The sequence below is a fragment of the Paenibacillus sp. FSL P2-0121 genome (assembly GCF_037975345.1).
In the GTDB taxonomy this organism is placed as follows: Bacteria; Bacillota; Bacilli; order Paenibacillales; family Paenibacillaceae; genus Paenibacillus_AQ; species Paenibacillus_AQ odorifer.
Window position 1 is genome coordinate 6,926,760 of sequence record NZ_CP150245.1, and the last position, 14,544, is coordinate 6,941,303.

Consider the following 14,544-nt stretch of genomic DNA (forward strand, 5'->3'; position numbering starts at 1 on the left):
GAACTCCTATCTATCCATTCCAGCAATCTGTTCATCCATTGTCTATATTCTTGCCCTACCGAAATAAAAGATTCCTCCCACCCCAAACGGGCAAAAGGAATCTCTTCACTAATATCTCTCTAATTTCTATAAATGTTATCTGCAAACTCTCCATCCTACCCTAGAAACTCCACTGGACGATCCAGCTCATACAATCTGCGGTAACGTGGTTCTTTTTCCATCAGCTCCGCATGGGTTCCACGCATTTCTACCGAGCCATTTTCCATAAAAATCACTTCATCCATCTGCTCCGCACCAACCAAATGATGCGTTACCCAGATCAGAGATTTACCGTCCATAGCTTCAAACATCGTCTGCAAAAGATCACGCTCCGTGCTTGGGTCCAACCCTACGGTCGGTTCGTCAAGAATGACGACAGGTGTATTTTGCAGCAAAATACGAGCTAACGCTATCCGCTGACGCTCTCCACCGGAGAAACGTTGCCCTGCTTCACGGACAAAGGTATTGTATCCATCTGGTAACGAGGAGATCAACGTATCCATTTTGGCTAATGTGCCAGCTTCTTTAATCGCTTGTTCGGAAGCCTTCGGATCACCCATACGAATATTGTTCGCTACTGTAGTATCAAATAAGTGTGGGCTTTGATTTAGCACCGCTATAATAGAAGGAATGTTATCGCCATAGGCAGCAGCCGCGATTCCATTAATCATAGCCGAACCTGCAGAAGGTTGGATAACCCCTTGAATAGCCTTTAACAACGTCGATTTCCCTGCCCCGCTACGGCCGATGATGGCAATTTTTTTGCCTTGTGGGATGTCGAGGCTGAGATCACGAACCGACCAATTATCCTCTGATCCATAGCGGTAACCCACATTTTCGAGCTTGATATGAGCACTTTTTATGGCCTGAGGTAGAACATCGACTACAGATGCCTGTTCGGAAACTATATTCTGCTCTTCTCCGACCACTCCAGACAACCGCTCCAGCGAGTTACGGTACTGCGGGATTTTCTCCACCGCTTCGGATACTGGCAAAAAAGCATCTGCTACAGGAAAAACAACCAAGACAAACGCCGCAATCAACGTACCTGCAATAGCACCATCCGCATACTCCCCGGCGGCCCAATATAACATCGAAAGCACGCCAACCCCAACAACTGCTTGCCCGATGAACGCACGTAGACGCGCCCAGCTGCGCAGCGCTGCATCAGTTTTGGCCACTTTTTTCTCATCTGCTTCATAGGTCTCCACGAACTGGCTTTGCCGTCCACTAATGACCCAATCGCCCATACCGAGAACGGCGTCCGTCAGCTTTTGATAGAGGCGATTACGCTCTACCTTCACTTCACGTTGACGTTTCTGGGTGAACAACAAAGATATAAGCGGCAATACCACGACCAGCACCAAAATATACAAAGCCATTAATAACGCAAAACCGATATCAAAGGTGCCCAACGCAATCACTGCAACCCCGTAGATCAATAAAGCAATAACACTTGGAAATACGGTTCTCAGATATACATTTTGCAAATATTCGATGTCATCAGCTAACATCCCGAGAATATCCCCAGTACGGAAACGCGACGACAGGAACAAGGCCTGTGGCTCCAAAATATTGTACAGGCGCACACGCATTTTAGAAAGAATCCGTAAAATGGTGTCATGCCCAATCAGCCGTTCCACGTAGTGAATGACTGCCCGGCTTGTTCCGAACGTACGTACACCAACAATCGGCACGTAGATCATCAGGATATTTTCGACCGGTGTAGACGCTTTTGAGATCAGAAATCCTGAAGTATACATCAATGAAGAGGCAGTAAAAATCGTCAACGCCCCAAGCACAATAATTAGCACAAAACGCCAAAAATACGACGATACATAGGGAGCAAACCATCCTTCACGTTTCAATGGATTCCCTCCAATTGCGACCCAATCAACTCATAATACGCACCCTTGCGGGCAAGTAACTCCTGATGGGTACCGATTTCTGCCACTTGGCCTTGCTTCATTACTACAATAATGTCCATATCGAGCATCCAGTGCAGGCGATGGGTAGCCAGAAAGACCAGCTTTCCTTCAATAAGGGGCACCATCGTCTCCTTCAGCTCATATTCCGTTTCAATATCCAGATGCGCCGTTGGCTCGTCTAGAAGCATAATCGGACGGCTGCTAAGCAGTGCCCGGGCTAATGCCACCCGTTGCTCCTGGCCACCGCTGAACGAACGGCCGCCGCCACCAATCATCTCATCTAAGCCATGCGGAAGAGTATCCACCAGCCCCGATAAACCAGTAGCTTTCACTGCCGCGGCAACAGCCTCCATAGAAGCCTCAGGGTAATAAAAACGTATATTATCCGCTAACGTGCCGCTAAAAATATACGGACGCTGCGGGATATACGAGGTCTGTTTTCGCCAAGCCTCATCCGTTAATGCACTAACCGTAGTACCGTTAACCGTGATACTTCCTGAAGTAGGGTGTAAGAAGCCCCCTAATATATCCACTAAAGTAGATTTACCGGCCCCGCTCTCTCCGATAATCCCAATTTTGCTAGCTCCTTTAAATTGCAGGTTCAGCGCTTCCAGCGAAGAAAGCCCTGCTTCCTCATACTTCACGCTAACGTCATTTAATGTGAGCACGCTATTCTCATGCCAAGTGAATATTTGTTCCGATGTTTTTGCTGCAGAACTGACAGATAGATCACCGTTAGGGACGATTACTTCAGCCTTCACCTCATCTTGATCTATAATGCTCTTCATTGCTTCAGCGGCTTCTTTCCCATCCAAAGTAGCATGGAAATCTGAACCTACCAATCTGACAGGCAGGAAATATTCCGGAGCCAAGATTAGAATCGTTAAGCCCGTAACCAATGTCATTTGTTCATTTACAAGCCGCAAACCAAGACTTACCGCTACAGAAGCTACAGACAGCATAGTGAAGAAATCCAGGGCGAACGATGACAAAAAGGCCACTCGCAGCGTACGCATGGTCGCCGAGCGATAACGATCGCTGACAGCAGCAATGCTGTCGCTATGACTACGACTGCGTCCTAGAAATTTTAATGTTTCTAGCCCACGTAATGAGTCTACGAAATGATTAGATAATGTGCGATACGATTTCAATTGCCGATCCATTTGCTTACGGGCCGTCATCCCAATCAAAATCATAAAAACAATAATAATCGGCATAGTTACCGTAAGAATAATCCCGCTCGTAGTGTCCATCGTAAAGACGTAAATAAGCACCAAGATCGGTGTAACAGACATCCCTACCATTCTAGGAATGATCGCTTCCAGATACGTGCGGAATTTAGTTACGCCTTCCAGCACCAGTGTAACAAGATCCCCGGTTCCACGCCCGCCCACCATTCTAGGGCCAAGCTGGAAGAGCTTGTCCATCATTTCCCTCCGCATAGTGCTGCCCGTTGCTTCCGCGAAGCGGTAAGAGACACGGCTCATCAGCATAGCACAAGCATGGCGCACAAGAAATGAAAGAAGGAACAATAGCGCAGTGCCCCATTGTTCCTTCAGAGGTTCTCCCGCAAATAGCGCAGAGATGACTTCTGCCAGCGATTTAGCCAGCAGAAGTATGGACAAGCTTTGCACCAGGGTAAGGAAGCCTACAATCAGAAAGACTGGCTTAATTCCTTTATACCCAAGCAAGTTTTTATCCATTAGTATTCAAGATGCTCCTTCTCGTGAACCCGTTTATGAAAAACAAAGTAACTCCAAATTTGATATCCCAATACGAACGGAAGGATAGTCAGTGCCACAATCGTCATTACCTTCAAAGAGTAATGGCCCGAAGCCGCATTAGTGATCGTCAAATTAAAAGCTTGATCAATTGAACTAATCATAACACGCGGGAACAATCCTACAAAGATAGAAGTTACCGAAAGCGCCATTACCGCTCCTGTCATTCCAAAAGCGTAGCCATCCTTCTTCTTCGTCATGAAGTAACCGGACAGTACAAAGGCGATAACTCCCAGGGCTACAATAATCATAAGAATCGTTCCACGTTGCTCGAAAATATCCGTCATATTATAAGTCATAATCACAAAAGCAGTAAATAAAGCTGCGAGCGGGATTAGCAATTTTTGAGCCAACTTGCGAGCGCGAACCTGTAGATCCCCCACTGTACGCAGTGTTGTGAACATAAGACCATGCACCAGGCACAGAAGGACAACAGTAAGCCCTGCTACTACAGTGTACACATTCACGATATCTGTGAACCCTGCATACATTTGCATATCCCCATCAATAGGCAATCCTTTGATAAAGCTTGCAAATACTACTGCTAAGAGGAATGGTGGAAGGAAGCTGCCAATAAAGATACAAGCATCCCAAGTTCTTTTCCAAGCCAATGAATCACGTTTACCTCTGAATTCAAAAGCGACACCACGCGCTATCAGAGCTAATAAGGCAAATACAAAAGGTATATAGAATCCACTAAACAGCGTTGCATACCACTCGGGGAAAGCCGCAAACATTGCACCCGCAGCTGTGATAAGCCATACCTCATTCCCATCCCAGAAGGGTCCGATCGAGTTAATCAGAACACGGCGCTCTGTATCATTTTTAGCGAGAATTTGTGTTTCCATCCCTACGCCGAAATCGAAACCCTCCAGGAAGAAGAACCCTATAAACAGAACTGCAATCAGCACAAACCACAATTCATTAAGAGATATCATGGGAACCCTCCTCGTTATATGGATCATTCGAATCGCCGTGATCGTTATCCATTGCATAAGGACCTTTTTTAATCACTTTAATAAACAATCCGACCAACACTAATCCTAGAATTAAATAAATCGTTGTAAAAGAAATCACGGAGAACAGAACTTGACCACTTGTAATATTAGGCGACACACTGTCTTCCGTTGTCATCAGTCCGAATACCGTCCATGGCTGACGCCCGAATTCGGTCATAACCCAACCGGCTGTATTCGCAATCGGAGGAAGCAACAAGCCCCATAACATAAACCGCATAAACCAAGTGTTCGGACGGTCCATTTTTTTGCGCCACATTAAGTACATAGCATACATTCCCAATACAATCATTAACGTTCCTGCTAGAACCATGATCCGGAAACTCCAGAATGTCGTACGTACAGGTGGAATATAATCACCGGGGCCATAGGTTTGCTCATACTCCGCTTGCAGCTCAAGCATACCTTTAACTTCACCGGAAAATTTACTGTATGAAAGGAAACTCAGCATATAAGGAATTTGAAATTCTCCAGTACTGATTTGATTCTCTGGATCAATGTTTGCCCATACGGTCCAAGGTGCCGGGTCACCACTCTTACCCCACAGTCCTTCGGAAGCTGCCATTTTCATTGGTTGAGTTTCAACCAAATATTGCGCTTGGGCGTGACCAGCAACAGCTACACCAATAGAAGAAATAATCCCTACGATGGCTGCAATCTGAAAAGACTTCTTAAAGAAAGAAACCTCTTGTTTCTTCAATATTTTATAAGCACTAATACCTGTTACAAGAAAAGCACCTGTTGCATAAGCAGCCAGTACGGTGTGTGGGAATTCAACCAGCAATTGTCCGTTCGTAATAAGCGCGAAGAAATCGTTCATTTCTGCACGTCCATTATTTATCGCAAAACCCACAGGATGCTGCATAAAAGAGTTAGCCGCTAGAATCCAGAATGCAGATAACATCGTACCGAATGCTACCAGCCAGATGGACAGTAAATGTACTCGCTTGGACACTTTATCCCAACCGAATATCCATATCCCAATAAAAGTAGACTCCAGAAAAAAGGCTGCCAATGCCTCAACTGCAAGTGGAGCCCCGAATACATCACCAACAAAACGTGAATAATCGGACCAGTTCATCCCGAACTGAAATTCCTGCAAGATTCCTGTAACTACCCCTACTGCAAAATTGATGAGGAATAGCTTTCCCCAGAACTGCGCCATTTTTTTGTACTCTTCATTACCTTTTCTAACGTACATTGTCTCCATGATTGCAATCAAGAGCGCTAGTCCGATTGATACCGGTACAAAGAAATAGTGGAATATTGTCGTCGACGCAAATTGTATACGCGACAGCATTACTGTATCCATATTTGTCCCTTCCTTCTCCCCTTTTCGTTAATTATATTCTGTCAAAAATTTAAACTTCTTTTTGTGATAAATGTCACATAAAGATAGTCATTTAACGGTGAAATTCAAATGATTTGTGACAAAGATCACAATTTAGCATAAAGAAAGCAAAAAAAATAAGACGGTTTACCCGTCTTGAGTGGTTCGTCGTTCTATTAAATGCTTGACTCATTTAGGTATTGGTTAGATGGAAATACCCTTCTTCAGCGATTTGAGATCGCCATTCGAATTAAGCAATTGGGGTAGCATCTTCGTGCTGCGAACCATTGGAGAGTCACATAGACGGCAAGAAGGCGCATGTTCAAATGCGAAATTATCCCTCATCCATCCGTTGCATCCCTCATTGGTACATGCCCAAATTGCGGTATTTTCTTCCGGTATTTCTTCCAAAGGTTTCTTCCGGTAGTTCATTGCCGTTCCTCCCATCCTGTAAGTCAATAGTGAGTAACTAGATATAAAAAGACCGTCCCAACTTTCACAAGCTGGGACGGTTTCTTCTATTATTACAGTTTTACAACGTTTTCGGCTTGTGGTCCACGGTTGCCTTGAACAACGTTGAATTCAACGCGTTGGCCTTCGTCCAAAGTTTTGAAGCCGTCGCCAGTGATTGCGCTGAAGTGAACGAATACGTCGCTTCCGCCTTCAACTTCGATAAATCCGAATCCTTTTTCTGCGTTGAACCATTTAACTGTACCTGTTTGCATGTGTGTTACCTCCACAAATTTAAATTAATATGTTCTTTTTATCTTCAAACAAAGAAAAAATTCACACATTGAAAAAGGTTGTATTACCAAATATGACAGCCCTTTTCAATGCGAGAATTAGGGACTAAATGTATGATTGATATCATATTACCACACCTGATTAGCAAAGGCAAGCAAGCATCCGAATATATCCGGTTTTGCCCTAATAAGTATTACCTTCCAATGTAAGGGCTGCCACTTAGTGTTTATTCCCTAAATAGATCCTTTTTCTGGCATAATTATCATGGTTTTAGAAAAATAGCTTTTCCAAAAACGTTACTTTTATCCGTTTTTTCAAGAAGGTACCCCCTCGGAATCGAAGGGGTAGTCCGCTCTACTTGTCGTAACTGCTATATCATTATATACCGACTTCCAGCATATTATTCCTGTGGTTTTTCAAGAAGTTTAACTGTTGCCTGTTTGGCCTCGCCGTTTCGATAATAAGTAATTTTCAGATCATCACCGATCTTCGTATGATTATATAAGTACTTGCGAAGAGAAAGGGTAGATATGATTGATTGATCATTAAATTTGGTAATGACATCATTGAATTGCAGTCCAGCTTCCTTCGCAGGGCCAACGGCTTCTAGAACAACTACTCCATCCTTAACACTGTTCGGCAGGTTCAATTCATTGCGTTGATCTTCTGCTAGTGGAACGTACGGATTGTTCAAATCAACTGAATATACACCCAAGTACGAACGGGCAATATGTCCTTTTTCAGCCAGCTCATTAGCGATATCTATCACATGATTCGCAGGAATTGCAAAACCCAGACCCTCTACACCCGTATCTGAAATCTTCATTGTGTTAATTCCAATGACCTTGCCATCCAGATCCACTAATGCGCCGCCACTGTTTCCTTCATTAATCGCCGCATCGGTCTGTATCACTTCTTGTTCCCAGTCATATACTCCATCCTGATTAAGGGATACGGGAACCATCCGTTCAGTATAGCTAACAATCCCCGAGGTCAATGTATCACCAAGTCCTAGCGGATTACCGATAGCAATGACCGTTTCACCTAGACGAAGCTTAGAGGAATCACCGAGCTGCGCGATGGTATCGATTCCTTTGGCATCAATAGAGAGTACCGCAATGTCGCTTACTTTATCCGTTCCAACGAGTGTTGCCTTACGAGTCTCTCCGTTCACTGTAACTACTTCGAGATTACCGGAGTCTTCAATGACATGATTATTGGTAATGATAAATGCTTTATTCCCTGTCTTTTTATAGATCACTCCTGAGCCTAGTGCAGACTCATCCAGAATGTTTAATTCTTCATTATCTTCTTTATGATTGATAATACTTACTACTGCAGGGCGAACCGTGGCAGCAGCTTGAATAATCCGGTCAAATGGATCACTACTGCTTGGGGCAACATTTCCAGTTGCTACAACCGGCTTCTGAGCAGTCTCATGACTCATCTGGCCTGTAAACATACTGAATAACAAAACTGCCACCACAGCGCTGACTAAGGAGCAAACGGCGGATATTTGCCAGGTAGATAAACCCTTACGCGATCTGCGTACAGAATGTCTACGATTAGCAAACGATCCCTTTGATGCTTCATCCCCTCTGGACCGCGAAACTTTAGTTGAATAGAAATCATCATCAAACAATCCCACCGAAAATCTCCCCCTTCTATTGCCAAGCGTTCACTGTTGGTAAGACCTGAACCTATAGCAACCACGTCCGAACCAAACCTCTGTAACCATTAGACTCCAAATATCACTAAAAAGTTTCACTTTATCCATTAACCCCACAAGAGTTTCGATCAATCGTTAGATTATGATAATCTTTTAATATATCTTCTCTATTAGGAATATTTTGCAACTTAAAAGACTACAATAAAATAGAAGTGTCCCTAAAATTTTAGCATTGCTCATCACGCTTTTAATTGTATCACAGGCAACCTGCAATTCGGGATTTTCCTCAGCTAAAACACCTGCGAATTTTTTACAGTTTTCAGTTCTAATTACACTATATATTCACACTATTAAAGGAGGATTAATTATGAGTTCTTTTTCAACAAGTATGGATTTAGTCGAGTTTATCGGTAAGCTTGGTGACTTAAAGGATGAACACTACCACATGACCCTTGCCTTTAGCGCAATGATCGAATTGATGATTGAAAAAGGTCTAATCTCCCGCCAAGAATTAGATCGCAAGACCGCTGAACTTGATCAGCTTATGACTGGCTCAGCTTATCCCATGGCGTAGGTTGATCATAATACGTATCACACAGTCTGAACTCACTATCTTTGAAAAAACAGCCCCGATCCTCCATTGCGCCGCGTACTGACATTTTTGCCAAATCCATCATATTGTGATCCCGGCTTAAATGCGCCAAATAGGTCCGTTTGGTCCGCCCTGTAAGAATTTCGCTAAGCGCAGCTCCAGCTGCCTCATTGGAAAGGTGACCCATGTCGCCTAGGATGCGCCGTTTCGTATTCCACGGATAACGTCCCATTCTCAGCAATTCGATATCATGATTCGCCTCCAGCACCAATACATCTGCATCTGAAATTGCATCTCTTACCTTATCACTAACATAGCCCAGGTCTGTAGCTACACATAACTTCTCTTTTCCATCATAAAAATTGTAACCCACTGGCTCCGCTGCATCATGAGAAATCGCAAAGGATTCTACTCGCATACTGCCGAAATCCTTGTGCTGGCCAGACTCCATGATCATACGGTTATACTCCGGTATTTTACCAATTCCCTTCTCGATAGCTCCCCAGGTATTGGTGTTCGCATAAATCGGAAGATCGTATTTACGGGCCATGGCCCCGAGTCCCTTGATATGATCGGAATGTTCGTGTGTAACTAGAATCCCGTCTATATCATTACCCGTTAGTTCACGCATGGCCAACAGCTCATCGATCCGCTTGGCACTAAAACCTGCGTCAATCATAAGTGTTGTCTCCCCGTTTCGTACCACCGTTACATTGCCGGTAGAACCACTGGACAGTACTGTAAATGAAATCCCCATTTTCCTTACTCCTTCTACTCTGTTGTCTTAGGACTGATGATGTCCGCACTAATAGCATCCACATAATAGGCATTGCCGTTCTCCAGCATAAACCGCCACATCGGCGAAGCTACCTGACTTTCCGAGTTGAACAGCTCACCGTAATATCCCAGCTCAATCTCCTTCACTACGGAATCTGCCGGGAAATACTTCTCTATCAAACTACTAAGTGCTTGCGATGCTGGAAGCACCTTCTGTTCTTTATCGCTGCTGCTTGTCCCTATTTCAATCTTCGGCCAGCGGTAAGCTACGATTTTTTGATCACTGTTAATCAACTCTAGCCTAACACGGAACAACGACCACTGATTTTGAACCAGCGGATGAAGAACGAACTTCCCAACCTCACTTTCCTGTGAATCAAAGCGATAATTGGAAATGTCAGGAATCTTATCCTCAAGCGCCTTGCTAAGCTCTGAGAAGGAAGAATAGATCAGCTTGCTGTCTATAGGTACATCTAATTTAATTGGTGGTTCAGTCTGCTCTTCAGCAGAATAACGATAAGTAATGTTAGGAAGCTGCGGGGTAGAAGCCGGAATGGGACACAATACACGAATCCCTTTCTGCTCCATTACGGCTTGGGTCTCAGCAGACAGGGAAGTAAAATCAAGATTAGCACTAACCTGATCGCGTAAATCGACCCACAGCTGGTAACATAGCAGCAGATTCAGACCTAAAAAGGCGCAAATCAGTACATTTTTAGCTCTTCCCCAATCCATACCCGAACCTCCTAAATGTTATATGAACCACTTGCCCATTAATTCAAAGTAAGCACGCTGCCATCACTAAGTGTAACTTTCCAGACAGGTATCAGCTCCAGATGATCTTCCTTCACCTCAGGCACATAGGCAGGCGTTAAATCCTTCACTGCCGAAGTTTTACTGACCAGAGACAACCTATACTCCAGATCCGCACCTCCAGATAGCTCCACTACCTTTTTTACGGCCTTACTTTCATCTATATAGATTAGAGAACGTTCATAAGAGGATACTGTTCCCTGCTGCAGTTCCAGATTTATTACACCATACTGTAATGATGAATGGCTCATTATCGGATAGGAGCCGTACGGATAGGAGCCATAATATTGTTGTAAAGAGACCTTTCTCTCCTGTCTCCCTTCCTCTGTAGCCTCCAAACGGTAAGTCCCATTCCATCCGCCATGCTGGTTCACAAATTCTACAGCTTCCAAAGCATCCTTGGCAGGGGTACTTTCTCCAGCTGGAAGAGCCGCAGGGTCGCTATAGCTCATCCAGTTCTTACCCTGGTCCACCTGAAGGCTTCGTTTGCTGTCCGTATAAATCTCCGAGCCGTTTTTCTCCCGGATATATCTAGTGCTTCCAACATCGAAGAAAAGATTACTCTGCATTTGCTCTATGGTGTACATCCCGGAAGGCATGTCTACCTGAACCAGAGAAATCTTACTGTCCGGCACATAATAATCCCCGCTTACGGTCTTGTAAGGCGTCCAATTCTTACCGAAATCGACATGCTGCTGCACATCCTGAACCGTTAAATCCGCTTTTGCCGCTTCGTATATGATGTCGCCTCTCGTACTGAAGAAAATAGCATGGGCCTTGGAATCGTTCTTAATGTTATAGATCCAAATGCGATCGATGCTTTCTCCTTCAAAAAGGGAATCTGGCGATAACTGCATCACCCGCTGCAATAACGTTACCGGAATGCCCGCTCCGAACGAAAGCTCAATCCCAGGATTCTCATTGCGGATCTTATCCCAATCATAATCCTGTACCGAGTGCCGCTGAAAGCTTTCGAAGCCACGACCTTTTAAGCGATTCATGATCAAGCTATAGAACGTAGAGTCCGGATAAAAAAGCGTATGCTTGCCTTCCCCCATATGGATGATCATTTTGTCAGGGTATAACAGGTTCTCTACCTTCTCTTCCGGACCCATATTATCTGTCTTCACATACAGGTTCTCAGAAAGCACCGCAGAATCAGCACCAGGCAAGCGGTAGATCAAATAATAGCTTTCAACCAGGCTTCCGAGCACGAGCAAGGCTAGAATGCATGATTTGATTCGTTCCTTCACGCCTCACTCCCCCTTTGCTCGTTCAAAGGCAGGGTAAAGGTTACCTTTGAACCTTCATTTAGCTCGGATTGCAGGGAAATGGAGCCTCCATGTGCCTTCACAATTTCCCGGGCAATGGAAAGGCCAAGTCCAGTGCCTCCCATGTTCCGCGAACGTGCCTTATCCACGCGATAAAATCGTTCGAAGATCCGCTCGATATCTTTTTTCGGAATCCCTATCCCCGAATCACGTACAGAAATGGAGAGCATTCCATCCTCATTCTTCAACGCTTCCAATTCAATTGTACCGCCTTCTGGCGTATATTTTAGCGCATTGGAGACCAAATTCCCCAAGACCTGGTCGATTTGATCACGATCAAGCCACGCCGTAGTAACATCTTTGCGGACCCTTGTACTGATATCGATACGCTTTTGCCGAATTTGAAAAGAAAAACGATCCGCAACATCCTCCAGCATCTCGGTAATATCTGTCTGCTGAATTCGAAGAAGAGCTTCCTTGGAATCCAGACGGGAAAGATGCAGTAAATCCGTAACCAGACGAATCATCCGTTCCGTTTCGTTGCGAATCACCCCAACAAACCGAACCGCCAGCTGCGGATCTTCAAGTGCTCCATCATCCAGTGCTTCAACATAGCTTTTAATAGTGGTAAGTGGTGTTCTTAGCTCATGCGAAACGTTCGCCACGAACTCCCGGCGTGATTCCTCCAGATTCTCCTGTTCGGTGACATCCTGCAACACAGCAATTGTGCCGGCAATGCCACCCTCTCGACGATGAATCGGAGTAAACGTCACTCTTACGATATTAGAATCTTCTCCACCCATATGGGTCAGATGAAGCATTGCAGATTGGGCATTACCTTTAGCCAGAGATCCGCTTTGTTCGTAATCTAAGCCCAACAGTTTATCTAGAGGAGCACCTTCCTGCAACGGACCTTCATTTCCGAGCATCAATGCTGCCCGCCGATTCATCAGAATCACTACTCCGTTCTCATCTGTAGCCACAACACCATCACTCATGTTCGTCAGAATAGAGGTAAGCTTCTCCTTCTCTTCTTCATTCTGCGAGAGTGCCTCACGCAATCTACCGGTCATATAATTGAACGCCTGACTGAGTTGTCCAATTTCATCATTGCCCAATACGGGCATTTTACGATTGAATCGGCCTTCAGCGACCGCCGTAGCATGCCTCGTCATTTCCTTAATAGGCTGCGTGATAGTGTGCGCCAGAATGACGCATAAAACAACCGTTAACGCTAGAGCTAACAGCAAACCTGAGATAAATACACTATTGATCCGGCCCATCGTGGCGTACAGATCCTTCATGTCAGCAGCAATATAGATTGCGCCCACTACCTTGTCACCTGAGAGCACAGGCTTAGCCACAACCTTTTTCCGCGCATTATCATCCGCAATAATATATTCCTCGTTATCACTGATGCCCTGCAAGGCCCGATTCACAACTGTCTGGGTGTTACGCTGCCCGACATAGTCATTCTGCGAGGGAACGGAAGTGGTGATGATTTTGCCGCTGGCATCCAGTACCTGAATTTCAGCCCCGTTAATGTACAGATTATTGACCATCCCGCGCAGACTTTCCACAGCCGTTTCCTCATCAGCCGTTCCAGCCTCACTACCAAATTTATCAGCAGTCAGGATAGACAACATCTCAGCACGTGCTTTAAGGTCCTTGGTGAAATTATCTGTTAACGAGTTCTTCATCGAGCTCACAAAATAAACCCCGATCAACTGCATAGCTATCAGAATCAGCAACACGTAAATAATAATAAGTTTTGCCTGAATTGTCCGGATAAAGGACCGCCACTTCATCACAGTCCTCCATTTTTAGGGCTATGCATCAAATAGCCAAGTCCACGCCGAGTATAAATATATTCGGGCTTGCTGGGGTTCTCCTCAATTTTCTCTCTTAGACGACGGATCGTCACATCAACGGTCCGCACATCACCGAAATACTCAAATCCCCACACTGCCTGCAGCAAATGCTCCCGAGTCATCACCTTACCGGCATGTTTGATCATATAGTAGAGCAGCTCATATTCACGATGGGTCAAGTCAAGCGGCTCCCCGCCCTTATAGACCATATACATATCTGTATCTATAAACAGATCAAAATGATAAATGCCCTGCTTATTCTCTGCTGGTTCACTCGCCATCCCCTGTGGTGACGGTTTATGCTGTCTCCGCATCTGGGCTTTAACTCTGGCCAGCAATTCACGTGTACTAAAAGGTTTGGTCACATAGTCATCAGCACCAAGCTCCAGGCCAAGTACCTTATCAATCTCTCCGTCCTTGGCTGTAAGCATAATGATAGGAATGTCCAAGTGCGCAGAACGCACCTCGCGGCAGACGTCCATGCCATCTTTGCCGGGCAGCATAAGATCAAGCAGCATAAGATCGGGCCTTTTGGACAATGCCAGCTCCACTGCGCTGTTACCATCAAAAGCACAAATAACCTCGTAGCCTTCTTTTTCTAAATTAAATTTCAATATATCAGCAATAGGCTGTTCATCATCTACTACCAGAATCGTTCCCATCTGCATGTCCCAGCTTCACCTTCCTATCCTTACTTAATGATCATTCCTTTA

At 44.9% G+C, this 14,544-nt stretch carries 13 protein-coding genes; 1 reads left to right on the top strand and 12 read right to left on the bottom strand.

The window, feature by feature from the left end:
• Positions 1-155 precede the first annotated feature (155 nt).
• From cydC to MKY54_RS30595, 7 genes are all read right to left on the bottom strand, one after another.
• Positions 156-1,907 (bottom strand): thiol reductant ABC exporter subunit CydC, encoded by a 1,752-nt coding sequence (gene cydC, locus MKY54_RS30565; protein ID WP_339189033.1) that lies wholly within the window; start codon positions 1,905-1,907, stop codon positions 156-158.
• Complete coding sequence (gene cydD, locus MKY54_RS30570) at positions 1,904-3,670, bottom strand: thiol reductant ABC exporter subunit CydD (protein WP_339189036.1); 1,767 nt, start codon at positions 3,668-3,670, stop codon at positions 1,904-1,906. The genes cydC and cydD overlap by 4 nt, the downstream gene beginning before the upstream one ends.
• Positions 3,670-4,686 (bottom strand): cytochrome d ubiquinol oxidase subunit II, encoded by a 1,017-nt coding sequence (gene cydB, locus MKY54_RS30575; protein WP_076191480.1) that lies wholly within the window; start codon positions 4,684-4,686, stop codon positions 3,670-3,672. The genes cydD and cydB overlap by 1 nt, the downstream gene beginning before the upstream one ends.
• On the bottom strand, positions 4,673-6,076 hold the full coding sequence (locus MKY54_RS30580) for a cytochrome ubiquinol oxidase subunit I (RefSeq protein ID WP_076105177.1): 1,404 nt from the start codon (positions 6,074-6,076) through the stop codon (positions 4,673-4,675). Before MKY54_RS30580 ends, cydB begins: the two co-directional genes overlap by 14 nt.
• A 222-nt stretch (positions 6,077-6,298) precedes the next feature.
• The gene (locus MKY54_RS30585) at positions 6,299-6,526 is read right to left on the bottom strand and encodes a cold-shock protein (protein WP_036677829.1); all 228 of its coding nucleotides are present in this window, start codon (positions 6,524-6,526) and stop codon (positions 6,299-6,301) included.
• Between the two features lie 92 nt (positions 6,527-6,618).
• A complete protein-coding gene (locus tag MKY54_RS30590) occupies positions 6,619-6,819 on the bottom strand; it encodes a cold-shock protein (protein WP_019914582.1) in 201 nt (66 codons plus the stop codon).
• A gap of 419 nt (positions 6,820-7,238) precedes the next feature.
• A complete protein-coding gene (locus MKY54_RS30595; protein ID WP_076124305.1) occupies positions 7,239-8,486 on the bottom strand; it encodes a trypsin-like peptidase domain-containing protein in 1,248 nt (415 codons plus the stop codon).
• Between the two features lie 388 nt (positions 8,487-8,874).
• Between MKY54_RS30595 and MKY54_RS30600 the strand changes: the two genes are divergently transcribed.
• Positions 8,875-9,081, top strand: a complete 207-nt coding sequence (locus tag MKY54_RS30600) for a hypothetical protein (RefSeq protein ID WP_036677826.1) — start codon at positions 8,875-8,877, stop codon at positions 9,079-9,081.
• On the opposite strand, the gene MKY54_RS30605 is transcribed toward MKY54_RS30600, so the two are convergent.
• Genes MKY54_RS30605 through yycF form a run of 5 tightly spaced genes read right to left on the bottom strand, consistent with a single transcriptional unit; the run spans position 9,050 to position 14,499 of the window.
• On the bottom strand, positions 9,050-9,856 hold the full coding sequence (locus tag MKY54_RS30605; protein WP_036677825.1) for an MBL fold metallo-hydrolase: 807 nt from the start codon (positions 9,854-9,856) through the stop codon (positions 9,050-9,052). The genes MKY54_RS30600 and MKY54_RS30605 overlap by 32 nt on opposite strands.
• A gap of 14 nt (positions 9,857-9,870) precedes the next feature.
• On the bottom strand, positions 9,871-10,611 hold the full coding sequence (yycI, locus tag MKY54_RS30610) for a two-component system regulatory protein YycI (protein ID WP_036677823.1): 741 nt from the start codon (positions 10,609-10,611) through the stop codon (positions 9,871-9,873).
• Positions 10,612-10,649: 38 nt separating this feature from the next.
• The gene (yycH, locus tag MKY54_RS30615) at positions 10,650-11,942 is read right to left on the bottom strand and encodes a two-component system activity regulator YycH (RefSeq protein WP_339189041.1); all 1,293 of its coding nucleotides are present in this window, start codon (positions 11,940-11,942) and stop codon (positions 10,650-10,652) included.
• The gene (walK, locus tag MKY54_RS30620) at positions 11,939-13,768 is read right to left on the bottom strand and encodes a cell wall metabolism sensor histidine kinase WalK (RefSeq protein WP_339189044.1); all 1,830 of its coding nucleotides are present in this window, start codon (positions 13,766-13,768) and stop codon (positions 11,939-11,941) included. Before walK ends, yycH begins: the two co-directional genes overlap by 4 nt.
• The gene (gene yycF / locus MKY54_RS30625; protein ID WP_076124308.1) at positions 13,768-14,499 is read right to left on the bottom strand and encodes a response regulator YycF; all 732 of its coding nucleotides are present in this window, start codon (positions 14,497-14,499) and stop codon (positions 13,768-13,770) included. Before yycF ends, walK begins: the two co-directional genes overlap by 1 nt.
• Between the last annotated feature and the right edge of the window lie 45 nt (positions 14,500-14,544).

Bases quoted from the DNA above. Each gene is read 5' to 3' on its own strand.
- cydD (WP_339189036.1), bottom strand. From the start codon at position 3,670: ATGGATAAAAACTTGCTTGGGTATAAAGGAATTAAGCCAGTCTTTCTG.
- cydB (WP_076191480.1), bottom strand. From the start codon at position 4,686: ATGATATCTCTTAATGAATTGTGGTTTGTGCTGATTGCAGTTCTGTTT.
- MKY54_RS30580 (WP_076105177.1), bottom strand. From the start codon at position 6,076: ATGGATACAGTAATGCTGTCGCGTATACAATTTGCGTCGACGACAATA.
- MKY54_RS30585 (WP_036677829.1), bottom strand. From the start codon at position 6,526: ATGAACTACCGGAAGAAACCTTTGGAAGAAATACCGGAAGAAAATACC.
- MKY54_RS30590 (WP_019914582.1), bottom strand. From the start codon at position 6,819: ATGCAAACAGGTACAGTTAAATGGTTCAACGCAGAAAAAGGATTCGGA.
- MKY54_RS30600 (WP_036677826.1), top strand. From the start codon at position 8,875: ATGAGTTCTTTTTCAACAAGTATGGATTTAGTCGAGTTTATCGGTAAG.
- MKY54_RS30605 (WP_036677825.1), bottom strand. From the start codon at position 9,856: ATGGGGATTTCATTTACAGTACTGTCCAGTGGTTCTACCGGCAATGTA.
- yycI (WP_036677823.1), bottom strand. From the start codon at position 10,611: ATGGATTGGGGAAGAGCTAAAAATGTACTGATTTGCGCCTTTTTAGGT.
- walK (WP_339189044.1), bottom strand. From the start codon at position 13,768: ATGAAGTGGCGGTCCTTTATCCGGACAATTCAGGCAAAACTTATTATT.
- yycF (WP_076124308.1), bottom strand. From the start codon at position 14,499: ATGCAGATGGGAACGATTCTGGTAGTAGATGATGAACAGCCTATTGCT.